The 23,222-nt window shown below is 63.6% G+C and carries 24 protein-coding genes and 1 tRNA gene; 15 read left to right on the top strand and 10 right to left on the bottom strand.

Annotated features, from left to right (window positions below):
- Positions 1–2 precede the first annotated feature (2 nt).
- Positions 3–131, bottom strand: a complete 129-nt coding sequence (locus U5A82_RS09215) for a hypothetical protein (RefSeq protein WP_326290322.1) — start codon at positions 129–131, stop codon at positions 3–5.
- Positions 132–159: 28 nt separating this feature from the next.
- Positions 160–399 (bottom strand): hypothetical protein, encoded by a 240-nt coding sequence (locus U5A82_RS09210; RefSeq protein ID WP_326290320.1) that lies wholly within the window; start codon positions 397–399, stop codon positions 160–162.
- A 260-nt stretch (positions 400–659) separates the two neighbouring features.
- Here U5A82_RS09210 and U5A82_RS09205 point away from each other — a divergent pair, with 260 nt between their 5' ends.
- Complete coding sequence (locus tag U5A82_RS09205) at positions 660–2,027, top strand: amidohydrolase (RefSeq protein ID WP_326290318.1); 1,368 nt, start codon at positions 660–662, stop codon at positions 2,025–2,027.
- Between the two features lie 9 nt (positions 2,028–2,036).
- Here the strand turns inward: U5A82_RS09205 and U5A82_RS09200 are convergent, their stop codons facing one another.
- The 5 genes from U5A82_RS09200 to U5A82_RS09180 all read right to left on the bottom strand — a co-directional run bounded on the left by U5A82_RS09200 (position 2,037) and on the right by U5A82_RS09180 (position 5,944).
- The gene (locus U5A82_RS09200) at positions 2,037–3,026 is read right to left on the bottom strand and encodes a nucleotidyltransferase domain-containing protein (RefSeq protein WP_326290316.1); all 990 of its coding nucleotides are present in this window, start codon (positions 3,024–3,026) and stop codon (positions 2,037–2,039) included.
- A complete protein-coding gene (locus U5A82_RS09195) occupies positions 3,023–3,886 on the bottom strand; it encodes an HprK-related kinase A (protein WP_326290314.1) in 864 nt (287 codons plus the stop codon). Before U5A82_RS09195 ends, U5A82_RS09200 begins: the two co-directional genes overlap by 4 nt.
- Positions 3,883–4,170, bottom strand: a complete 288-nt coding sequence (locus U5A82_RS09190; RefSeq protein WP_326290313.1) for an HPr-rel-A system PqqD family peptide chaperone — start codon at positions 4,168–4,170, stop codon at positions 3,883–3,885. Before U5A82_RS09190 ends, U5A82_RS09195 begins: the two co-directional genes overlap by 4 nt.
- Positions 4,171–4,251: 81 nt before the next feature.
- On the bottom strand, positions 4,252–5,412 hold the full coding sequence (locus U5A82_RS09185; protein ID WP_326290311.1) for a glycosyltransferase: 1,161 nt from the start codon (positions 5,410–5,412) through the stop codon (positions 4,252–4,254).
- A gap of 94 nt (positions 5,413–5,506) precedes the next feature.
- Entirely contained in the window at positions 5,507–5,944 is a 438-nt protein-coding gene (locus tag U5A82_RS09180; RefSeq protein WP_326290310.1) for a hypothetical protein, read from the bottom strand.
- Between the two features lie 142 nt (positions 5,945–6,086).
- Here U5A82_RS09180 and U5A82_RS09175 point away from each other — a divergent pair, with 142 nt between their 5' ends.
- The 8 genes from U5A82_RS09175 to phoB all read left to right on the top strand — a co-directional run bounded on the left by U5A82_RS09175 (position 6,087) and on the right by phoB (position 13,513).
- Positions 6,087–7,331, top strand: coding sequence for an ATP-binding protein (locus tag U5A82_RS09175; protein WP_326290309.1), 1,245 nt, complete (start codon positions 6,087–6,089; stop codon positions 7,329–7,331).
- Between the two features lie 102 nt (positions 7,332–7,433).
- Complete coding sequence (locus U5A82_RS09170) at positions 7,434–8,486, top strand: substrate-binding domain-containing protein (protein WP_326290308.1); 1,053 nt, start codon at positions 7,434–7,436, stop codon at positions 8,484–8,486.
- A gap of 7 nt (positions 8,487–8,493) precedes the next feature.
- Positions 8,494–9,888, top strand: a complete 1,395-nt coding sequence (pstC, locus tag U5A82_RS09165; RefSeq protein ID WP_326290306.1) for a phosphate ABC transporter permease subunit PstC — start codon at positions 8,494–8,496, stop codon at positions 9,886–9,888.
- A complete protein-coding gene (locus U5A82_RS09160) occupies positions 9,885–10,061 on the top strand; it encodes a hypothetical protein (RefSeq protein ID WP_326290304.1) in 177 nt (58 codons plus the stop codon). The genes pstC and U5A82_RS09160 overlap by 4 nt, the downstream gene beginning before the upstream one ends.
- A complete protein-coding gene (gene pstA / locus U5A82_RS09155) occupies positions 10,058–11,299 on the top strand; it encodes a phosphate ABC transporter permease PstA (protein ID WP_326290302.1) in 1,242 nt (413 codons plus the stop codon). The genes U5A82_RS09160 and pstA overlap by 4 nt, the downstream gene beginning before the upstream one ends.
- 8 nt (positions 11,300–11,307) lie before the next feature.
- Positions 11,308–12,096 carry a phosphate ABC transporter ATP-binding protein PstB gene (pstB, locus tag U5A82_RS09150; protein WP_326290301.1) on the top strand — a complete coding sequence of 263 codons (789 nt, stop codon included), beginning with the start codon at positions 11,308–11,310 and terminating at the stop codon, positions 12,094–12,096.
- A 16-nt stretch (positions 12,097–12,112) separates the two neighbouring features.
- Positions 12,113–12,808 (top strand): phosphate signaling complex protein PhoU, encoded by a 696-nt coding sequence (phoU, locus tag U5A82_RS09145; protein ID WP_326290299.1) that lies wholly within the window; start codon positions 12,113–12,115, stop codon positions 12,806–12,808.
- 3 nt (positions 12,809–12,811) lie between these two features.
- The gene (gene phoB / locus U5A82_RS09140) at positions 12,812–13,513 is read left to right on the top strand and encodes a phosphate regulon transcriptional regulator PhoB (protein WP_326290297.1); all 702 of its coding nucleotides are present in this window, start codon (positions 12,812–12,814) and stop codon (positions 13,511–13,513) included.
- A gap of 219 nt (positions 13,514–13,732) precedes the next feature.
- On the opposite strand, the gene def is transcribed toward phoB, so the two are convergent.
- On the bottom strand, positions 13,733–14,263 hold the full coding sequence (gene def / locus U5A82_RS09135; protein ID WP_326290295.1) for a peptide deformylase: 531 nt from the start codon (positions 14,261–14,263) through the stop codon (positions 13,733–13,735).
- Between the two features lie 305 nt (positions 14,264–14,568).
- The gene (recR, locus tag U5A82_RS09130) at positions 14,569–15,165 is read right to left on the bottom strand and encodes a recombination mediator RecR (RefSeq protein WP_326290293.1); all 597 of its coding nucleotides are present in this window, start codon (positions 15,163–15,165) and stop codon (positions 14,569–14,571) included.
- Positions 15,166–15,219: 54 nt separating this feature from the next.
- Here recR and fmt point away from each other — a divergent pair, with 54 nt between their 5' ends.
- On the top strand, positions 15,220–16,128 hold the full coding sequence (gene fmt, locus U5A82_RS09125; RefSeq protein WP_326290291.1) for a methionyl-tRNA formyltransferase: 909 nt from the start codon (positions 15,220–15,222) through the stop codon (positions 16,126–16,128).
- Positions 16,129–16,131: 3 nt separating this feature from the next.
- Positions 16,132–16,878: a tRNA pseudouridine(38-40) synthase TruA gene (truA, locus tag U5A82_RS09120; protein WP_326290289.1), complete on the top strand. Its 747-nt coding sequence runs from the start codon at positions 16,132–16,134 to the stop codon at positions 16,876–16,878.
- A gap of 3 nt (positions 16,879–16,881) precedes the next feature.
- Here truA and U5A82_RS09115 read toward each other — a convergent pair whose 3' ends face one another.
- The gene (locus tag U5A82_RS09115; protein ID WP_326290287.1) at positions 16,882–17,601 is read right to left on the bottom strand and encodes a queuosine precursor transporter; all 720 of its coding nucleotides are present in this window, start codon (positions 17,599–17,601) and stop codon (positions 16,882–16,884) included.
- Positions 17,602–17,670: 69 nt separating this feature from the next.
- On the opposite strand from U5A82_RS09115, the gene U5A82_RS09110 reads away from it, so the two are divergent.
- The 4 genes from U5A82_RS09110 to U5A82_RS09095 all read left to right on the top strand — a co-directional run bounded on the left by U5A82_RS09110 (position 17,671) and on the right by U5A82_RS09095 (position 23,187).
- Positions 17,671–17,747, top strand: a tRNA-Arg gene (locus tag U5A82_RS09110).
- An 82-nt stretch (positions 17,748–17,829) separates the two neighbouring features.
- The gene (locus U5A82_RS09105; RefSeq protein WP_326290286.1) at positions 17,830–18,717 is read left to right on the top strand and encodes an ROK family protein; all 888 of its coding nucleotides are present in this window, start codon (positions 17,830–17,832) and stop codon (positions 18,715–18,717) included.
- 499 nt (positions 18,718–19,216) lie between these two features.
- Entirely contained in the window at positions 19,217–20,362 is a 1,146-nt protein-coding gene (locus tag U5A82_RS09100; protein WP_326290284.1) for a mannonate dehydratase, read from the top strand.
- Between the two features lie 50 nt (positions 20,363–20,412).
- Positions 20,413–23,187 (top strand): TonB-dependent receptor domain-containing protein, encoded by a 2,775-nt coding sequence (locus U5A82_RS09095; RefSeq protein ID WP_326290283.1) that lies wholly within the window; start codon positions 20,413–20,415, stop codon positions 23,185–23,187.
- Positions 23,188–23,222 lie beyond the last annotated feature (35 nt).

Raw genomic sequence — 23,222 nt, 5'->3', positions numbered from 1 at the left:
GCTCAGCTTTTCAACGTCACGATGCCGACCACGCCCGGCTTGGTCGACGGGTTGGACGCATTGGCCTTGGCGGGCTTTTCCGCCTTGGGCTTGCGGATTTCGCGGCTCGATTTCTTCTGGCTCTTGGCCATGGTCAGTCCCTTTCCAAAAAAGTCGGTGTCAGCGTGCGTCTTGCAGGACCGCCTCTTCGGCGCGGAACTCGGCATTGATCATCTCGTCTTCGGGCAGTACCGAGCGCGTCGCGCGACGGCGTTCGGCGCCGATCGCCAGTTCAGCCTCCCGGCCCCAGGCATTGGCCGCCCGCTGGGCCACATTACGCGCATTGGGCAGCGTTTCGGACAGGGCGCGCGCCTGATGCAGCGACTGTTGCGTGAGGCAGAATGCGGATGTCTGGGCCATGGGGAGGCTCCTTTTTTAGGGTCGGGGATATAAGGATCGGCGCACATCGAGAGCGCCCGACGCGGTCCTGCCGCATTATGCTGGACGATCATACGGGCGCCAGACGCGCCGGATCGTTCCTTTCTCTTCCGAAATGGTGCGTGCGCACGCATTTTACAAGGGGAATGTTTTTTGAGGCTATGCTGCGGCGGGATCCAAACATCCTCTTTTACGCCTCCGAAATCCCCTTATGCTCGCACCCAACAAGGGAGATCATCACCATGCGCCATGCGCTTACGGCCATTCTGGCAGCCGCCAGCCTTTCATCCATCGCATTTGCCCAAACCACGCCCGCCCCGTCGCCACCTGCCGTGGCTGCGGCCGCCCCCGCACAGAGCGAAATCGGCGCGGCGGTGGCCAAGGATATGGACGGGCTGATGACGCTGTATCGCGACCTCCACGCCAATCCCGAACTGTCGTTGCAGGAAGTGAACACGGCGGCGAAACTTGCCAAACGACTGAAGGCGTTGAAATTCGACGTCACCGAAAAGGTCGGCGGCACCGGCGTGGTCGCGGTGATGAAGAACGGGTCCGGCCCGACGCTGCTGATCCGCGCCGACATGGACGGGCTGCCGGTCGTGGAACAGACAGGGCTGGAATTCGCGTCCAAGGTGCGGACCAAGACGCCCGAGGGCGTCGAGACGGGCGTCATGCATGCCTGCGGCCACGACACGCACATGACCGCCTTTATCGAGACCGCCAAGCTGCTGGCCGCGCGCAAGGCGGAGTGGAAAGGCACGTTGGTGATGATCCTCCAGCCCGCCGAGGAAGTGGGCAAGGGCGCGCGCGACATGCTGGAAGACGGGCTATATACGCGCTTCCCCAAGCCCACCCACGCCATCGCCTTCCACGACGCGGCCAATATCGCGGCGGGGCAGATCGGCTATACGCCCGGCTATGCGCTGGCCAATGTCGACAGCGTCGATGTCCTGGTGAAGGGGGTGGGCGGCCATGGCGCCTATCCGCAGACGACGCGCGATCCGATCGTGCTGGGCGCGCGCATCGTCACCTCGCTCCAGACGCTGGTCAGCCGCGAGCAGGATCCGCAAGACCCCGCCGTCGTCACCGTCGGCAGCTTCCAGGCCGGGGCGAAGCATAATATCATTCCGGATGAAGCGAAATTGTTGCTGACCATCCGCAGCTATTCCGACGAGACGCGCGCCAAGCTGATCGAGGGGGTCAGGCGAATCAGCCGGGGCGAGGCGATCGCCGCGGGCATGCCGGAGGACAAGATGCCGGTTGTGACGGTGAAGGACGAATTCACCCCCTCCACCTTCAACCCGCCAGAATTTGCTGAGCAGATGGCTGGCGTGCTCAAGGGGCATTTCCCCGAAGGCCGCGTGATCAAGACGCCGGCGGTGATGGGGGGCGAGGATTTCGGCCGTTTCTATCGCGCCGACAAGAGCATCAACAGCTTCATCTTCTGGGTAGGCGGCGTGCCCGCCGACAAGATGGCGGCGGCGCAAGCCGGTCAGGGCAGCCTGCCTTCACTGCACAGCCCCTTCTGGGCGCCCGAAGCGGACAAGGTGATCGCGACGGCGAGCGAGGCGATGACCGTGCTGGCGCTCGATATTCTTAAAAAGGAATAGGCGAACGCGCTATTGCGGCCGGTGTCCCTTGCGCCATTTGGTGAACAGATGGCGCGCCAGCATCAACGGCGGCATGCGCAACCAGTGCGAGCGGACGAAGAAGGCGAAGACCAGCGCCTTGTGGGTTTCCCGGCCCCAACCGTCGCGCGCCAGCAGCCGCGCCCGCACCAGTCGGTCCCATGGGGTCAGGTGCGCGCCATGCCCGAAGATCGCTGCCGCCAGACGCTGCGCCTGCCGGACATGGCGACGCAGGCCGTGATGGGCCGCCCGCGCATCCAGCGCCGCTGGATCGGCGTCCGGGAGCAGGCAATATATGTCCCACAGATTGCGCAACCCGCCCTGCATGTCGCCATCGGCCAGCATATGGGCGACGGAATGGACGACGCGATCTTCAGGCGGCAAAATATATAACCCGTTGCTTATGGATATCGCATCGGCCAGCATCGCCGCCGCGTCCGGCGTCTGGCGCGCGGTCAGCGGCAAGATGGTGTGGTGGACGTCGATCATCCGGTCGCGCTCGACATGGATCATCGGGGGCAGTTCGTGCATCCAATCCCGATAATAGGCGTCGTCATAGGGGTCTTCCTTGACCCACTCCCACCCCGCCGCGATCAGCGCCGCTTCCACGGCGGGCATGGCGTCGCGGGACACGAGGATGTCGAGATCGCCGATGAAGCGCCCCTGCCCGGCCTGCAAGTCCGCCGCGACATAGGCCGTGCCCTTGAGCAGCACCAGTTTGACGGCGAGGCCCCGGCACGCCTCGACCGCGCGATCGGCCTCCCATAGCGCCTGTTGGCCTTCGCGTGCCGTGTCGCCCCGCGCGTCGTGCAGGACTGGGCGCACCGCCTGCGGCACGACGACGCCCTCCAGTCGGTAAGCCAGCGTGCCGATCAGCCGTTCGGCCCGCGCCGCCGCGAGCAGGCCGTTCCAGCCCTCGGCGTCGAGCGCGGCGACCCAGGCCGGATCGCGCAGCGCCCGCACCAGCAGCGCCGCGCTCATGCCAGTTCCTCCCACAGCCGATCGACCATCGCAATGGCTTCGTCGCCGGATGGGAAGTCGATCGCGCGCGCGGGGACGTCGGTCACGAACCGGGTCAGCGCAGTAAAGGCCGGTTCGCCCAGCGCGACATAATTGGTCGATGCCTGCGTCAACCGCATGAAGATTTCGCCCTGCCCCAATGGACGCACATCGGCGGCATGGCCGAAGCGGGGGAAGAGCAGCAAGGCCGGCTTGCCCCCGTCACCCATGCGCCCCACCGCGTCGGCACGCGGCACCATGTGTCGGATGTCGCCCTTCGCGGTGGCGGCGAGCAGTGGCCCCATGCGCGCTTCGCCCACGGTATCGGCCACGACATCGATCGCCCGGTTCTTGAGGCTGATGAGGCGGGGGAAAGGCAGGATCGCGCCCGTATCGCAATCGAGCAGCGCGAATTCGTCGCCCATGAAGCGCCAGCCCCGTTCGCCCAGCAACGCCGACAGGGTCGATTTGCCCGATCCCGACTTACCGGTCATGACGAGCACGCGCCCGTCCTTTTCCACGCTGGACGCATGGAGCAGCAGATGCCGCCGCCAGCCCAGCGCCATTTGCAGGTTCATCCCCATTTCCGCCGCCAGCAGGCCGTGCGCCAGGCTCATCGGTGCGGCGTCGGCCAGGCCATGGTCGCCGGTGATGAAGATGGATGGCCGCACCCACCGCCGCATGACGCTGGTCGGCTGGAGCCGCACGGTAAAATCGGCGACCGCCCCCCGCATATCGGGATAGCCAGCATAGAGGCGGGCGAGCTGGGCGATGGGCTGCGGCCAGGCTGAGCCGATGCGGAAGGTCGCGGGACCGATGCGCAGGGTGATGTGATGCTTCATTGCGCCTGCACCAGCCCCAGCGCGACCAGCGCGTCGAGATGCGCGCCGATTTCGGCGATCGCGTCGTCCACCGGTCCCAGATCATAGTCGCGCGACAGCCGGTCGTGCATCGCCTGCGCCGTGACCGGGGCGCCATCGGCCATATGGTCCCAGATTTCGGGCACGGGGCTGATGACCATATGGGTCTGGCCCGATCTGCGGTGGTAGAAAAGGGTAAGATCGTCGAGGACGCAGGCGGCTACCGTGTCTTCCACATCCCGGCGATAGACCTGTATCCCGCTCACATGCCGTGCCTTTGCTACTGTCCATGTCGCTGTAGCGCGAAAGACGTAGACAAAGACCTAACAGATTAGGGACCTAACGCATCAGGCCGGGGCTGGCGACGGAATGGATAGGGGCGCAGGCGCGCCTGCCAGTCGTTCGAAGGCGCGCAGATAACGGTCGAGCGCGCGGTCGACGCCATGGTCGCGGGTTGCGGCCGCCAACAGATCGCGGGGAGCAGGACGCATCATGGTGCGTTCGATCGCGCGGGCGAACGCCGCCGCATCGCCGACCGGCGTTACCGGGTGCTGCCCGCCGGACGCCAGCACGGGGCGGATATTGGGGGTGCTGTCGGTCGCGACCACATCCATGCCGCAGGCCATCGCCTCGATCAAAGTGGCGCACAGCCCCTCCCAGCGCGACGGCTGGAGCAGCAGGTCGGATTGCGCCATCAGCGCGGCGAGCCGCTCGGGATCGCCGACATAGCCGGTGAAATCGACGCGGTCGGCGATTCCCAGCGCGACGCATCCGCGTTCCAGCTCGGCGCGCAACGGCCCCTGCCCCGCGATGGTCAGCCGCCAGTCGCGATGCGACAGACGCGCCAGTGCGGCGAGCGCCGTGGCGTGATCCTTCTGCTCGGTCAGCCGCCCGACCATCAGCAGTCGCCAGGGATCGCCAGGTCGGCGATCGGTGCGGGTCGCGCAGGCCCGCTCCATCAGGCGCGTCACGGTCGGCCGGGGCAACAAGCGGATATCGCCGCTTTGCGCCAGCAGCGCGCGGTCATGCTCGCCCATGACGATCGTCAGGTCGCAGGCCCGCGCGATGGCGCGGAAACGCGTCAGCCGCGCCCAGGCGCCCGGTCCCTGCTGACCGGGCCGCACGATCGGATTGGATATGCGGCCAACCGCTTTGCTATCGGTGCCCAGCGTCGCGAGCGCCACCAGCATGTTGCTCTGGTTGCCGGCCGAATAGAGAATGTCGGGGCGGTAGCGTCGCACCATCGCGGACAAGGCCGGAAATTGCGCGATCATCGACAGGCGGCGCGCGAGGCGCGGGGTCGGCACCTGCCTGATGGTCAGCGCGGGATCGATGAGATGCGCCGCCGCACCGTCCATCCGCGACATCCAGAGTTCGACCGGGACGCCGCGTCGCAGCAAATGGTTGGCTAGCAGGATGGCGACACGGTCCAAGCCGCCGTCGCCCGGCTGGTAGAGATAGATCGCCACCGAAAAATTGCGCGCCGCAAAGCGGCGGGTCTGAAACATCGATATGCCCTCGTCGGAAATCGAACCGTCGCAGGTTCGACGTCGTCAACGCGGACAAACCGTATCCGTTCACATCATGGCAACGGCGATGGGATCAACGGGGCATTTGGAGGGACGCATAGCAGGTAAAGCCGCTCGTTCCGCGCTGAAGCCGGCGGATATAATTGAGATAGGCCTGATTCTGCTGATAGCCGGTGCCGGGCAAGGGACGACCACGTAGCGCCTGCTTCACCTGTTCGCCGGTGAATGGACGCCCTGCGCCGGGATAGGCGCCCGGCGTCCCTGCAGGCACCAGCTGGCCGTTGGGCGCGATATAATTGGCGGCGCGTCCCTGATCGGGCACCGGGATGGTGCAGTTGAGCACCGACGCTGCGGTATTGGCCAGCGCGGGGCGGATCGACACGATCGCCGACGCCGCCGCTGCGCCGCCCATCAGCAACTGACGGCGCGAAGGGACCGCAAGCGACGGCGCATCTTCCGACACGTCGTCGTTGATCTGGGGACTGTCCTGGCCGGGCTTCGGGTCGTTCATATCGTTCTGATCCGCTCGTCACGCTTGCCAAAGCGTAAAGATTGCACGCTATTGAGGATAGCCATCGCAGCAATTGCGCGACAAATCCAGCGCGGTAACCATGAATTGACTGACCATATCCCAGATTACCGCCTCCCTGGCCATGCTGTTGCTTGGCACCGGGGGCGCACTATTGCTGGGCGCTTCGCCCATCGCCATCGCCCTGCCAATCCTGGCGGGGCTGATCGTCCTGTTGATTTGCGCGCAGGGGATCGCCCTTCGTCCGGCGTCGCAGGACGTTGCCCTCGATGCACCGGACCTGGCCGGTCACCGCGATTTCACCAGCCTGCTGGAGGGTATATCGGACCCGCTGATGCTGGTGGAACGGGGCCGTATCGCCCATGCGAATCGCGCTGCCCAGCGTTTGTTGGGGACGCATATAGAGGGCGAGGATGCCCGCATCGCCATACGCCACCCCGCCGCCGCGGAACGGCTGGCGAGCAGCGCGCCGATGGCCGAACCGGTGATGGTCGAACTGGTGGGCCTTGGCAGCCGCGACCAGCGGTGGCAGATGCGTATCGCGCCGATCGGCCAGGTCGCCGATATGCGCAAGCTGGTGCATCTGGTTGACCATAGCGGCACCCATGCAGCCGAACGGATGCGCGTCGATTTCGTCGCCAATGCCAGCCATGAACTGCGCACGCCGCTGGCAGGCATATTGGGCTTCATCGAAACGCTGGCCGACCCGGAACTGGGCCAGGACACCGAAACCCGCCAGCGATTCCTGAAGATCATGGATGGCGAGGCGCGGCGGATGCAACGGCTGATCGACGACCTGATTTCGTTGAGCCGGATCGAGGCGGAGAAATATCGCGCGCCCGACACGCTGGTCGACCTGTCGGAACTGGCGGCCGAGGTGGTCGGCGTCTTCCGATCCAGCCATGGCGAGCGTGGACGCGAAGTGGAGATGTCCATCGCGCCGCAATTGCCCAGCGTTCAGGGCGACCGGGCGCAGTTGTCGCAACTGCTGCACAATCTGATCGGCAATTCGATCAAATATGGCCGCCCCGGCACGCCGATCCGCGTCACGCTGAACGAAGGGCCGAGTAGCATGACCCGCCTGACCGTTGCCGACGAAGGCGAAGGCATCGGTCCCGATCACCTGCCCCGCCTGACCGAGCGTTTCTATCGCGTCGATTCGGGTCGCAGCCGGGCGATGGGGGGCACGGGCCTGGGCCTGGCCATCGTCAAACATATCGTGGAGCGGCATCGCGGGCGGTTCGACATCGCCAGCACATTGGGCAAGGGCACGACGATTACCGTCCTGTTGCCCCCACCCATGGAAGAAGCGCCAAATAAAAGTGATGAGAAACGGCGTCCTTCGGCGCTTTCAGGTGCGGTGTCATGAAAATGCAACCTGACTGTCACAAAGGCGCGATGGTCCGCGACTAGGGCGCTTCCCAAGGGGGCGGCGACAAGCGAATCGCGGCTCTGTTGTTTGGAGGTTTCCGTGAAGACATTCGCCCTGCTCGCCGCCACGACCGTGAGCGTTCTCAGCCTTTCCGCCTGCGGCGACCAGTCCGGCGGCGCGGGCCAGACGCGCGACCAGATCCGCGCGGTCGGTTCGTCCACCGTCTATCCCTTCGCCACGGCGGTTGCCGAGCTGTTCGTGCAGGGCAATGCCGGCATGAAGTCGCCGATCATCGAATCGACCGGCACCGGCGGCGGCATGAAGCTGTTCTGCGCAGGCGTCGGCGCGCAATATCCCGACATTGAGAACGCATCGCGCCGGATCAAGAAGTCCGAATATGAGCAGTGCCAGGCCAATGGCGTCAAGGACATCATCGAAGTCCAGGTCGGGGTCGACGGCCTCGCCTTCGCCGAATCGAAAAAGGGTCCGGGCCTGAAGCTGACCCCCAAGATCGTCTATGAGGCGCTGGCGGCCAATCCTTATGGCAAGGGGCCGAACAAGGCCCAGACGTGGAAAGACGTCGACGCCAGCCTGCCTGCGATCCCCATCTCCGTCTTCGGGCCGCCATCCACCAGCGGCACCCGCGATTCGCTCGCCGAACTGATCCTGGAAAAGGGCTGCCAGAGCGATCCGGCGATGAAGGCGCTCAAGGACAAGAGCGAGGACGAATATAAGGCGACCTGCACCCGCGTGCGCGAAGACGGCAAATATGTCGACTCCGGCGAGAACGACAATCTGATCGTGCAGAAGCTGAACGCCAATCCCAATGCGGTCGGCGTGTTCGGCTACAGCTTCCTGGAGGAAAACAAGGACACGCTGAACGACGTGCCGATCGACGGAATCGAGGCGACCTACGAAACCGTGTCGACCGGCCAATATCCCGGCGCGCGCCCGCTCTACATCTATGTGAAGAAGGCGCATATGACGGCCATTCCCGGCCTCCAGGGCTTCCTGAACGCCTTCGCCGCCAACTGGAACCCCGACGGCGCGCTGACCAAGCGCGGCATGGTCGCGGCGCCGGAAGATGTGCGCAAGAAGAGCGCCGACATCGTCAAGGCGCTGACCGTCCTTGACGGTTCGCAGTTGAAGTAAGGGCATCATGACCGGACCAGCCATCCTCCTGCTGCTGGCGGGCCTGGGCGCGATCGCCTGGGTCAGCGCCCGCGCCCGCGCGCTACGGCTACAGACCGTGGCGCGGGCGACCGGGCGGCGCGACGCCGTCCATTCCCTCCCCGGCTATCATGGCTGGTATGTGGCGCTGTGGACCCTGGTCCCGGCGATCCTGTTCCTGGCCGTCTGGTCCAATGTCGCGCCCGGCCTGGTTACGCAGAGCGTGCTGGCGGACCCGGCGGCACAGAGCCTGCCGGTCGACGCCTTCTCCCGCTCCGCCATATTGGGCGAAGCGCGCGCGATCGCGAGCGGCAGTCAGGCGGGCGCGTTCAACCCGCTGTCGCAGGGACTGGTCGAACCCTATCGCGCGGCGCTAGACAAATATGGCATCGCAGGCACGGTTCTGGCGCTGGTGCTGGCCTTCGCCGGGGGGGCCTACGCCTTCACCCGCGTCCGCCCCGATTTCCGGGCGCGGACGCGGGTCGAGCGGCTGGTCATGGCGTCGTTGCTGATCGCATCGCTGATCGCGATCATCACGACGGTTGGCATCGTGGCGTCGCTGCTGTGGGAAAGCTTCCGCTTCTTTTCGATGGTCAATCCCATCGACTTCCTGTTCGGCACCAAATGGTCGCCGCAATCGGCCGCCATGGGCTATGGCAATGAAGACGCGTTCGGCGCGGTGCCCTTGTTCTGGGGCACCATCTTCATCGGCGCGATCATCGCCATGATCGTCGCCATCCCGCTGGGCCTGATGAGCGCCATCTACCTCACCCAATATGCAAGCCCTACGGTGCGCAAGTGGATGAAGCCGACACTGGAGATGCTCGCGGGCGTGCCGACGGTCGTCTATGGCTATTTCGCCGCGCTGACGATTGCGCCCGCGCTGCGCGACTTTGCCGCGGCGGTCGGCATCCATGGCGCCTCATCCGAAAGCGCGCTGGCCGCAGGGCTGGTGATGGGCGTGATGATCATTCCGTTCGTCTCCTCCATGGCCGACGACAGCATCGCCGCCGTGCCCCAATCGATGCGCGACGGCAGCCTGGCGATGGGCGCGACGACCAGCGAGACGATCCGCAAGGTGCTGATCCCCGCCGCCCTGCCCGGCGTCGTGGGCGGCGTGCTGCTGGCCGTCAGCCGCGCCATCGGTGAGACGATGATCGTGGTGATGGCTGCTGGTCTTGCCGCCAACCTGACGATCAACCCGTTCGCCAGCGTGACCACGGTGACGACCCAGATCGTCCAGTTGCTGACCGGCGACCAGGAGTTTGACAGCGCCAAGACGCTGGCGGCCTTTGCGCTGGGGCTGGTGCTGTTCATCGTCACCCTGTTGCTCAACATCGTGGCCCTGCGGGTCGTGAAGAAATATCGCGAGGCTTATGAATGAGCGCGCAGATTAACATGCCGTTCGCCCTGAGCCTGTCGAAGCCTGTCTTGAGCGACTGCCGCAGGCAGGCAGTCGAAGGGGGCCTTCCTTCTTTTGAACAAGAACAGGGCTTCGACAAGCTCAGCCCGAACGGGGTAGAGTTTACGCTCTCGACACGGAGATTAGCGCAATGAGCGCGAGAAACCCGACCGACTGGAAGTCGGAGGACATGCGCAAGCGGATCGCGGGGCGCTATGCCGCCGAGCGTCGCTTCAAATTCGCCGGCCTGTTCGCCGTCGTCTTGTCCGCGTCTTTCCTGGCCTTCCTGCTGATCACCATGATGGGCAATGGCCTGCGCGGCTTTACCCGGACCGAAATCGCGCTGAAGGTCGACTTCCCGGCGTCTCCGCTGTTGCTCGATCCCAATGCGATCACGGACGAGGCGCTCAATAACGCCAATCTGCCGATGGTGACGGGCACTGTCGCCAAGGCGGCGCTGGGCGATCAGGCCGATGCGCTGCTGTCGCCCACCGCCTGGATCAGCATCCGCGATGCGATCAAGGCCGATCCCAAAATCTTGGCCCGCACCGCGACGATCGACGTGCCCGCCTCCACCGCGCTGGACCTGGCGGCCAAGAGCCAGAGTTCGCCGGACATGGAAGCGGCGGTCACGCGGTTAAAGCAGCAGGGCCTGTTGGCGACCGGCTTCAACTGGAATTTCCTGTCCGCCAGCGACGGCACCGATCCGACGCAGGTCGGCATCTGGGGCGCGTTCAAGGGATCGTTGCTGACGATGCTGGTCACGCTGATCCTGAGCTTCCCGATCGGTGTCGCCACGGCGCTCTATCTGGAGGAATATGCCCGCAAAAGCTGGTGGACCGACATCATCGAAGTGTCGATCAACAATCTGGCGGCGGTGCCCTCGATCATCTTCGGCCTGCTGGGCCTGTCGATCTTCCTGAACCTGGCGCATCTGCCGCGATCGGCCGCTTTGGTCGGTGGCATGACGCTGGCGCTGATGACGATGCCGGTCATCGTCATCGCCGGGCGCAATGCCATCAAGTCGGTGCCGCCCAGCATCCGCGACGCCGCGCTCGGCATCGGGGCCAGTCCCGTGCAGGTGGTGTTCCAGCATGTGCTGCCCCTCGCCCTGCCCGGCATCCTGACCGGCACGATCATCGGCATGGCCCGCGCGCTAGGCGAAACCGCGCCGTTGCTGATGATCGGCATGCGCGCCTTCATCGCAACCCCGCCGGGCGGGATCACCGATCCGGCGACCGTGCTGCCGGTGCAGATTTTCTTGTGGTCCGACGAAGTGTCCAAGGGCTTCGTAGAAAAGACTTCCGCCGCGATCATCGTTCTGCTGGCCTTCCTGCTCGCGATGAACGGCCTCGCCATCTATCTGCGCAACAAGTTTGAAACACGGTGGTAATGACACCCATGACAGAAGAACAAACCAGGCTGGCCATCGAAAACCCGAAAATGTCCGCGCGCGACGTCAAGGTTTTCTATGGCGAGAAACAAGCGATCAAGGGCGTGTCGATCGACGTCGGCATGGACCATGTCACCGCCTTCATCGGCCCGTCGGGCTGCGGCAAGTCGACCTTCCTGCGCACGCTCAACCGCATGAACGACACCGTCGCTTCCGCGCGGGTCGAGGGGGAGATCACGCTGGACGGCGAGAATATCTACGCCCCCTCGATGGACGTCGTGCAGTTGCGCGCACGGGTGGGCATGGTGTTCCAGAAGCCCAACCCCTTCCCCAAGTCGATCTACGAAAATATCGCCTATGGCCCGCGCATCCACGGCCTGGCCGCTGGCAAGGCGGACATGGACGTGATCGTGGAAAAGTCGCTGCGTCGCGCAGGCCTGTGGGACGAGGTGAAGGACCGACTGCATGACAGCGGCACGGCGCTGTCGGGTGGGCAGCAGCAGCGGCTGTGCATTGGGCGCGCGATCGCGGTGGAGCCGGAGGTGATCCTGATGGACGAACCTTGCTCCGCGCTGGACCCGATCGCGACGGCCAAGATCGAGGAGCTGATCCACGAACTGCGCGGCCGATACGCGATCGTCATCGTCACGCATAACATGCAGCAGGCCGCGCGCGTGTCGCAGCGGACCGCCTTCTTCCACCTGGGCGACCTGGTTGAATATGGCGTGACGTCCGACATCTTCACCAATCCCCGCCAGGAGCGGACCAAGGATTATATCACCGGCCGCTACGGCTGATCCGGGGAGAGAGACAATGGCTGAACATACGATCAAGGCATTTGACGAGGAAATTGACCGGCTGCGCGGGCTGATCGCCGAAATGGGCGGACGGGCAGAAGCGGCGATCGAGAATGCGATGCTGGCGCTGCAACGGCAGGACAGGGTGCTGGCCGCGCAGGTGGTCGCCGACGACAAGCGCATCGACGCGATCGAGGCGGAAGTCGAAAAGCTGGTGATCCAGGTGATTGCGCTCCGCGCGCCGATGGCTAACGACCTGCGCGACGTGATCGCGGCATTGAAGATCGTGAGCGTGGTCGAGCGGATCGGCGACTATGCCAAGAATATCGCCAAGCGCGTGCCGCTGATCGCGACCAACTCTCGCATCCTTGAACCCATTTCGCTGCTGCCGTCGATGGGGCAGGTTGCAGGCGAGATGGTGCATGATGCGCTGAACGCCTTTGCCGCGCGCGATCCCGATCTGGCGCTGGCGGTGGTCGAGCGCGACACGGTGGTGGACGATTTCTACAACAGCGTGTTCCGCACGCTCGTCACCTTCATGGTCGAAAACCCCAAGACGATCAGCGAGTGCGCGCACCTGCTGTTCATCGCCAAGAATATCGAGCGGATCGGCGACCATGCGACCAATGTCGCGGAAATGGTCTATTATGCCGCGACCGGCCAGACCCTGCCCGAGCGCGAGCGTGGGCCCGACATGCAGCCGGAGGATTAGACCATGGCACGAGCGAAAATGCTGCTGGTCGAGGATGACGCGGCGCTGGCCGAACTGCTGATCTGGCATTTCAAGCGCGAGGATTTCGAGGTCGCCCATACGGTCGACGGCGAAGAAGCGCTGCTGATGGCGCAGGAAAATGTGCCCGACATCGTGCTGCTCGACTGGATGGTCGAAAGCCTGTCCGGTATCGAAGTGTGCCGCCGCCTGCGCCGCATGAACGGCACCGCCAATGTGCCCATCATCATGCTGACCGCGCGCGGCGAGGAAGAGGATCGCGTCCGGGGCCTGGAAACGGGCGCGGACGATTATGTGACCAAGCCTTTCAGCCCCCGCGAACTGGTGGCGCGGGTCGGCGCGGTGCTGCGCCGCGTGCGCCCGGCGCTGGCCGGCGAGACGCTGACCTTCTCCGACGTGGAGATGGATACCGTTGGCCACAAGGTGCGCCGCAGCGGCCAGGTGATCCCGCTCGGCCCCACCGAGTTCCGGCTGCTCAAGCATTTCCTGGAGCATCCGGGCTGGGTCTTCTCGCGCGAGCGGCTGCTCGACAGCGTCTGGGGTCAGGACAGCGACATCGAACTGCGCACGGTGGACGTCCATATCCGCCGCCTGCGCAAGGCGATCAACGCCGATGGGCAATATCAGGACATCATCCGCACGGTGCGCTCGGCGGGCTATGCGCTGGATACCGAGGGGATGGGGTAATACAAGAATGCGATGAAGCTCACCCATAAGGCGGTTCCCCGGCGAAGGCCGGGGTCCAGGTCTGAGCGCGGGACTGGACCCCGGCCTTCGCCGGGGAACTACTGGCTATAGCTTCCTATCAACGCAACTTGGTATAACATCCGTCATTGCTACCATAAAAGAAGGCCTCCCCGAGCGATTGGGGAGGCCTTCTAATTGCGACGGTGGCTGCGCAGCCGATCAGGCCGCGCGGCGGGCCTTGTTCAGCTTCTTGAGCAGCATGTCGCGCTTGAGGCGCGACAGATGGTCGATGAACAGTACGCCTTCCAGATGATCCATCTCGTGCTGGAGGCAGGTGGCGAGCAGGCCTTCCAGCTGCTCCTCATGGATGCGGCCGTCGCGGTCCATCCAGCTGGCGCGGACGACGGCGGGGCGTTCCACTTCGGCATATTGATCAGGGACCGACAGGCAGCCTTCCTGATAGACGGACAGTTCCTCCGACCCTTTGAGAATCTGCGGATTGATGAAGACCATCGGCTTCTTGACCGGCTTGGCGTCTTCTTCGTACGATTCGGGTTCCTGCAGGTCCATGACCAGAACGCGCTTGGGCACGCCGACCTGGATCGCGGCCAGGCCGATGCCGGGCGCGTCGTACATCGTTTCGAACATATCGTCGATCAGCCGTTGCAGATCATCGTCGATCGCATCGACCGGGGTCGAAATGGTACGCAGGCGCGGGTCGGGCGCCTCAAGGATCGGTAGGATTGCCATGTGCCGAACATAGATGGAACGGCGCGCTATTTCAAGCGGCTGCCTGGATCGGCGTGCGGATGGGGCGGCGTTCCGCTTAACTTCACACATTTCCCGCACATCTTGAAATATCCGAACAAGAGTAGGAAATTAAACTATAAAATCTACGGGTTGGGATGGCGTCTACGACTATTTTCATCTGTCCCGTACAGTCCTGAAAGAGAAGGAATGTCCTTCGACAGGCTCAGGACGAACGTGTGGAGATGCCGTGCCAATGCTCGCACAAGGGTTAGTGGCCGTCGGTCCGGTAGGACAGCGCCTGTCCCCTACCCCACCGGCCGTCGCGCGCGCAGCGCCTGCGCCAGCGTGCCTTCGTCCAGATAGTCGAGTTCGCCGCCGACGGGCACGCCATGGGCCAGTTGCGTCAGGCGGATCGGGAAACGCTCCAGCCGCTCGGCCAGATAATGGGCGGTCGTCTGCCCCTCCAGCGTGGCGTTCATCGCCAGCACCACTTCGTCCACGCCGCCCTGCTCCAGCCGGGTGACGAGCGCATCGATCGTCAGATCCTCGGGCCGAACCCCCTCCAGCGCGGACAGCCGCCCGCCCAGAACATGGAAGCGGCCCAGGAAGAGGCGCGACTTGTCGAGCGCCCAGAGGTCTGACACATCCTCCACCACGCACAGCGCGCGCGGGTCGCGGCGTTGATCGCAGCAGATGCCGCAGGGATCGACCGTGTCGACATTGCCGCAGATATGGCAGGTCACGAGCCGTTCGTTCACCGCCTCCAGCGCGCGCAGCAGCGGCTCCATCGCGCCTTCGCGCTTCTTGAGCAGGTGCAGCACCGCGCGCCGCGCCGAACGCGGGCCAAGCCCGGGCAAGCGGGACAGGGCCTGGGTGAGCGTCTCGATTTCCGGGGATGCCATGGAACCGAGATAAGGGCTTGCAAGTCGTCCCGACAAGAGGTTTGAGCATCGGTCATGCGTATTATCTACATGGGCACCCCCGATTTCGCCGTTCCCGCGCTCGATGCGCTGGTAAAGGCGGGTCACGACGTCGTCGCGGTCTATAGCCAGCCGCCCCGCCCCGCCGGTCGGGGCAAGGGATTGCGCGCCTCCCCGGTCCAGACCCGCGCGGAGGCTTTGGGGATAGAAGTGCGCACGCCGGTGTCGCTGAAGGACGCGGACGTGCAGGCCGCCTTCGCCGCACTAGACGCCGATGTCGCGGTAGTGGCCGCCTATGGGCTGATCCTGCCCCGCGCCGTTCTGGACGCGCCGCGCCATGGCTGCATGAACATCCATGCGTCGCTATTGCCGCGCTGGCGCGGTGCGGCGCCGATCCAGCGGGCGATCCTGTCCGGCGACAATATCACCGGCGTCACGATCATGGACATGGAAGCGGGCCTCGACACCGGGCCGATGCGCGCCAAGCATGTCACCCCGATCGAGGATAAGACCGCGGGCGTCCTGACCGCCGAACTGGCGCAGGCGGGCGCGGAGCTGATGGTCGAGGTGCTGGACGACCTGTCCCTGCATCCGCCCATGGCCCAGCCGGACGATGGCGTCACCTATGCGTCCAAGATCGATAAGGCGGAGGCGCGGATCGACTTTGCGCAGGATGCGCATCGGGTCGAACGACAGGTGCGCGCCTTCAACCCCTTTCCCGGCGCCTTCTTCGAATATCGCGGCGAACGGTTCCGCATATTGGCGGCGCATATCGAGCATCATGCAGGCCCGGCGGGCGCATTGCTGGACGACAGTCTGCTGATCGGCTGCGGCCATGATGCGATCCGCCCGACACTGGTGCAGCGCGCGGGCAAAGGCGCGATGTCGCCGGGCGAATTGCTGCGCGGGTACGACATGCCCGCAGGAAGCCGGGTCGACGCCTGAACCATGACCCGCTATGCGTTCACCGTCGAATTTGACGGCCGCCCCTTCATGGGCTGGCAGCGGCAGACGCATGGGCCGAGCGTGCAGCAGACGATCGAGGATGCGATCTTCGCCGTAACCGGAGAACGCGCCGTCATCCATGCGGCGGGCCGGACGGACGCGGGCGTCCATGGCCTGGCGATGCGCGCCCATGCGGAGATTGCGAAGACTATTGCGCCATTTCGCCTGATGGAGGCGATCAACGCGCGCATGCGCCCCGCGCCGGTCGCGATCCTGGCATGCGAAACCGTTGCGGACGATTGGCATGCGCGCTTTTCCTGCGTTGGGCGATCCTATGTCTATCGGATCGCCAATCGCCGCGCGCCGTTGACATTCGAACGGGGTCTGGTGTGGCGGGTGATCCAGCCGCTCAACGCCGCAGCGATGCACGATGCGGCGCAGATACTGGTGGGACGGCATGATTTCACGACGTTCCGGTCGGCCCATTGCCAGGCGCAAAGTCCGGTCAAGTCGATCGACCGGCTGGACGTGGTGCGGGATGGCGATCGGATCGCCGTCCACGCCGCAGCGCGATCCTTCCTGCATCATCAGGTGCGATCGATGGTCGGGTGCCTGGCGATGGTGGGCATGGGACGATGGTCCGCCGACGATCTGCGCGCGGCGCTGGAGGCGAAGGACCGGGCGGCGCTGGGCCTCAACGCACCGCCGGACGGACTGTATTTCGTGCGGGCGGCCTATCCCGGCGAATAGTCGTCAGAGCCGTGTGCGGAAGGGCGTGAAATCGGTGCCTTCGTCATAGACGTCCAGCCCTTCGCGCCGTTTCAGGCTGTTGACCACCAGATAGGTGACGGGCGTCAGCAGCGCTTCCCAGCCGACCTTCATCGCCCAGTTGGTGACCATCACGGTCAGCACCTGCGTGTGGGTCCAGTTGCCCAGAAAGGCGAGCGGGTAGAAGAGGAGGCTGTCCACCCCCTGCCCCACGATCGTGGAGCCGATGGTGCGCATCCATAGATGCCGCCCCTGCGTCAGCAGCTTCATCCGGGCCATGACGAAACTGTTGGCGAACTCCCCGGCCCAGAAGGCGACGAGCGAGGCGAAAACGATGCGCCATGTGCTGCCAAACACGGTTTCATAGGCTTTCTGGTCGGGCCAGCCGTCTGCGGGCGGCAGGGCCACGACCACCCAGCTCATCACCGCCATGAACAGCATCGCGCCGAACCCGGCCCAGACGCAGCGGCGCGCGCGGGCATAGCCATAGACTTCGGTCAGCACGTCGCCGATGACATAGCCCAACGGGAAGAAGAGGATACCCGCGCCGAAAGTGAAGCCGCCCAGCGTCGCCAGCTTGGCCGCGCCGATCAGGTTGGACAGCAGCAGGATGGTGACGAAGGCCGCCATGAAAAAATCATAATAACGCAGCGGGCGCGTGCCCAGCGCGCCTGCCCCGATTTTGTGAACCGCCCCATCGCTCATATGCTCCTGCATATCCTGTGGTCAGGTGATTGCAAGCGGCGCGCTCCCTCGCTATCGCGGCACGCGCACGGCCCCGTAGCTCAGTTGGATAGAGCATTCGCCTTCTAAGCGAATGGTCGCTGGTTCGAATCCAGCCGGGGTCACCAAAATCCTCTCCCAGAGCATTTCATAATGGGCCCGGAACGGCCAAATTCTTGTCAGAGAATTTGCCCAAGCAAGGACAAATATATGACCATCTACGGCGCCATCGAAGCGGGCGGAACGAAGTTTGTTTGCGGAATTGGTAACGCTGATTCCGGGTCGATCGAGACAGTGACGATCCCGACACGCGATCCAGACTCGACCTTTGCCGATGTCGCTTCCTTTTTCCAGCGAGTGCAACACCATGGGGCGATCGAGGGGATCGGCATCGGCAGCTTCGGACCGGTGGAGTTGCGTACGACATCCGATCGATACGGCCAAATATTGGCGACACCTAAACGGCAATGGGATGGCGCGGACATGGTCGCGCGTACGAGGGCGATCCTCGATGTCCCTGTCGTGATCGACACGGATGTAAACGCCGCCGCCCTTGCCGAGGCCGCTGCGGCTGGGTCACATATCTCCCAGTTGGCGTATGTCACCGTGGGCACAGGGATAGGCATTGGCCTCGTCAGTGGTGGGCAGCCCGTCCATGGGGTCGGCCATCCCGAAGCGGGGCATATCCTGCCACGTCGGCATCCGATGCATGAGGGATTTGCGGGCGTCTGTCCCTTCCATGGCGATTGTCTGGAGGGTCTGGCCAGCGGGCCGGCCGTGTCCGCGGTTTGGGGTGAGACGCCATCGCACTTCCCAGACGATCATCCTTTCTGGGAAGTCGAATCATATTATCTGTCGCAGCTTTGCGTGACGCTGTTCCTCACGATGGCGCCGGAGCGGATCGTGCTGGGCGGCGGCGTCATGAAGCAGCAGCGCCTGTTTCCATTGATCCATGCGCGCACCGCCGAGTTGCTCGCCGGCTATTTCAGCGCCGCCACAAGCGCCGAAGCGATGGCGCAAAGAATTGTGCCGCCTGTCTGTGTCGAGCCGCCGGGGCTGATTGGCGCCTATCTTCTGGCGGAACGGCAGGCGATGTAAGGATGTAGGCGATGGCCCCTATGGCCGGCAGGCTCGATAAGGAACCTGCCGGCCGCTTTGTTCCAGTGGATAGTCGGAGCGCATTACCTCCAGCCCGAACCAGCGCAGTTCGGCAATCGCCGTGCAGAGCGATCGCGAACCAGACCGACTGGCTTGAGAGGCGGCTGCCGCCATATCCACTGACGACGGGCAAAGCTGAAGACATCAGCTCTGCCTTTGTCGCCCGCCACCTATCGGCTGGACGATGGGCGATCAAACCCAATTCATAAGGCAATCGATGCAGTAATTGGATTGAACCGGGCAGCGACGCGCGGCTGAGGACCACGGATTATCAAACCAACAGAAAAATCATTCGCGCTGGCAGCCTAAGGCAGATTGTCCGCTTGGCATCGATCGATCCATAATTGGCAATGGTTTTTCGACATTTCCATTGTCATTGGGTCGCCAAAGAAGCGTGTGGCAAGACGCCGGCCTTCTCAGGGCGGTTGATGGAGAGATTATGGACCGCAGGACATTCATATTAGCTTCGGGCACGATGCTGCCCATGGCTTTGGGGTCGGGTGCTGCCGATGGTGCAGGCGCCAAGCCAGTGAAATCCGCGCGCCCGTCGGCTGTCCATCCCTATCTGATGAAGCTGGGCTGCCAGAGCATGCCATCGTCCGATGCGCATTTCGCCGACTTCGCCCGGTTCGGCGTCACCAATATCTGCGCCCGCGCAACCGTTGCCGATGGTCGCGCCTATCCCACGGTCGATGAACTGGTGGCGCTACGCAAAATGGCGGAGCGTCATGGCCTTAGCCTTGACATGTTGCATCCCGAAATGCTGGATTCGACCCATATCGACAGGGAGAAGCGCCCCGCCATCATGCTGGGCGGCCCAGATCGCGATCGCGATATCGAAGCCTTTGCAACGACGTTACGCAACTGCGCCAAGGCCGGTATCCCTGCGGTCAAATATAATATGAGCATGCTCGGTGTGCTTCGCACCGATCCGGTCCCTGGCCGGGGCGGCTCGCATTATTTCGGCTGGGATGAGTCAAAGGCCAAGCCCGCGACCCCGTTGACCCGCGCAGGGGTGGTCGACGCCGACCTTTTCTGGGAGCGCATCACCTATTTTCTGGACCGCATCGTGCCGGTCGCCAATGAAACGAAGGTCCGCATCGCCTGTCATCCCCAGGATCCGGGCACGCCGCCCGGCGGCTATCAGGGCATTACCAACGTCTTGGGGACCGTGGAGGGGCTGCAACGCTTCGTCCAGATCAATGAAAGCCCCTATCATGGGCTCAATTTCTGTCAGGGTTCCGTGTGCGAGAATCTGACCGATCCTGCCAGGCAGATTTTCGATGTGATCCGCTGGTTCGGGTCGCGTAAGAAGATCTTCAACGTCCATTTCCGCAACATTCAGGGTCATCGGGGCAAGTTCAACGAGAGCTTTCCGGACGAAGGCGACATCGACATGGTCAAGGCGCTGCAGGTCTATGCCGAGGTCGGCTATGACGGCATGATCATGCCTGACCATGTCCCGGGCATGGACGACCCCCAGGTCGTCAATGGCCAACCCGTCTGGACGCCGCGCGCCGAAAACTTCGCCTTTTGTTACGGCTATATTCGCGGGCTGCTGCAATCAGCCCAGCGTCTTTCCTGATTCACTTCATTTTATCCATCATTCTTTAAAAATTCCGGGGAGGAATACTCATGATTAATCGCTTTGCCGCTTTGGGCGGCGTATCGGCGCTGGCCCTTTTGACAAGCACGGCCGCTCTGGCGCAGGGTGCGCCCGAGCAGGAGGCTCAACAGGCAGAACAGGCCAACGCCGAAAGCGACATCGTCGTTACGGGCAGTCGCATCCCTACCGGTGGCTTCAACCGTCCGACGCCTGTCACCGTCACCAGCACGGCCCAGTTGAATGCTGCCGTTCCCACCACGCTGGGTGAAGCACTCAAGCAGCTTCCGGCTCTTTCCGGGTCGACCGGGCCTCGCGGCGCGCAGACCTCCAGCGGTCAGGGCGGCGCCTATCTCAATCTTCGGAACCTGGGCAGCACACGTACGCTGACGCTGTTCGACGGCCGCCGCTTCATCCCGAACGACGGTAGCGGTCAGGTGGACACCAACCTGTTCCCGCAGGCGCTGGTCGAGCGGGTCGAAGTCGTTACCGGCGGCGCATCTGCGGCTTATGGATCGGACGCGGTGGGCGGCGTCGTCAACTTCATCATCAACAAGAAGTTCGAAGGCTTCAAGGCGAACCTGCAAGCAGGTATCACCACCTTTGGTGACAATGGCGAGCAGAAGGCGGAATTCGCCTATGGCACCAGCCTGGCCGGCGGTCGGCTCCATTTCCTGCTGAGCGGCGAATTTTTTCGCAACGAAGGGCAGGATGATCGTATCACGCGTGGCTTCTCGCGCCAGAGCTGTGGTCCGATTTCCGTACCGGCAGGATCGGGCAACGCCTCTTCGCGCATCTTTGCCTGCGACATTCGCGCAGCCAATGCGGCCTTTGGCGGGCTGATCACCGCAGGCCCGGCGGGCATCGCAGGATCGACGTTCGATGCCAACGGCAATCCCGTCGCTTTCCAATATGGTTCGTTGCGCACCGGTTCCACCATGGTCGGCGGCAGTGGCCCGATCACCCAGTTTGCGCCGCTCATTGCCGGGCTGGAAAAGCGGATTGGCTATACACGTCTGGCTTATGATCTGAGCGATGCCACCAGCCTGTTCTTCGAGGGCAATTACGGCCATACGGAGGTCAACTACCAGGTTGGTTCCTATTCCAACCAAATCGGCACCACGGCGTTGCGGATCCAGCGCGACAACGCCTATCTGCCCGCCGGCTGGGCCGCGCGGATGCCGGTCGGGTCGACGCTGACCATGGGCCGTTATGACACCGACCTGCCGCGCACCCATGTCAACGTCGTCAATGAAACCTTCCGTGGCGTGCTGGGCGCCGAAGGTTCCATATTCGGCGACCTCAAGTGGAATGTGTATGGTGAGGCGGCGCGCAACGAACGTAACCTGTCGCTGTCCAACAACCTGCTCCAGGCCAATTATGTGAATGCCTCAGATGCGGTACGCAACAGCAGCGGCCAGATCGTCTGTCGCTCGACGCTGACCAATCCGACCAACGGATGCGTGCCGATCAACGTATTCGGCAACAATTCCGTGTCCCCGGCCGCGCTGAACTATGTCACCGGCACCAACACCGCCGATCAGGTGTTCAAGGAATATGTCGCTGCCGCATCGATCGCAGGGAACCCCGTTACCCTGTGGGCTGGCGATCTGGGCTTTGCCACTGGCGTCGAATATCGTCGGCAGAGCTTCAACCAGGTGGTCGATCCCCTGTCGGAAGCCTTCAATCCCGTCACCAATGCCGAAGGCGCCTATCGCGTCGGCAATGCCAAGGCGCAGAGCGGCAAATATAATGTGAAGGAAGCCTTCCTGGAGCTGAACATTCCGTTGGCAAAGGATTTGCCGCTGATTCAGGATTTGAACTTCAACGGTGCGGTTCGTCGTACCGATTACAGCACCAGCGGCGTAGTCACCACATGGAAGGCCGGCCTTACCTGGCAATTGTTCGACGACCTGCGTGTTCGCGGCACCCGCTCGCGTGATATTCGCGCGCCCAGCCTGTACGAACTCTACCAGCGCGGTACGACCAGCTATCAGCCGACCGTATTTGACGTGATCACCGGCACGACGGCGACCAATGTCCGCTCCGTCGTCACCGGCAACCGCAATCTGCGTCCGGAAATTGCCCAGACGCTGACCTTTGGTTTCGTCTATTCGCCATCGTTCCTGCGCAACTTCAACCTGTCGGTCGATTTCTACGACATCAAGATCAAGGACGCGATCGCTTCCCTGTCCTTCCAGCAGACACTGGAAGACTGTAGAAATGGCAGCGCGGAATCATGCGCCTTTGTCTATCGTGATGCCAGCGGGGTGCTGACGCAGATCGACGTGGCGACCAAGAACCTCGCTTCGTTCAAGACGCGCGGCATCGATTTCGAGGCAAGCTATCGCGTTGGTGCCGACTGGCTGCGCGATGGCGCAATGCTCAACACCCGCCTGTTGGGCAATTATATCGACCGCTATATCCAGGAAACACCCGGTGTCAGGCCAGTGGATCGCGCGGGCCAGGTCGGCGTAGCGCCGCATTGGCGCGCCACGGGTCAGGTCGACCTGCAGATGGGCCGCTTCTCGCTGTTCAATCAGGCCCGGTATATTGGCGGCGGCGCATTCGACAAGGGTACGGCGGCAACCGACCTGCCGCAGCGCAACTTCAAGGGTCAGATTTTGGTCGATACCCGCGTGGGGGCGAAGGTCGACATGGGTGGCAAGGATGCCGAATGGTATCTGAGCGTGACCAATGTCTTCAACAAGCTGATAAACCCCTATGTCGCGAACAGCGCATCTGGCATTTCCGACTTCGATGCGATCGGTCGGACCTTCCGCGTCGGCGTGAATTTCTCGCTCTGATGGGATGCAATTGAGCCGTCTGCTCTCACCAGGCT

Source organism: Sphingobium sp. CR2-8, assembly GCF_035818615.1.
In the GTDB taxonomy this organism is placed as follows: domain Bacteria; phylum Pseudomonadota; class Alphaproteobacteria; order Sphingomonadales; family Sphingomonadaceae; genus Sphingobium.
The sequence above is the reverse complement of the archived record's forward strand: the minus strand, read 5'-3'. Positions and strand labels throughout refer to the sequence as shown.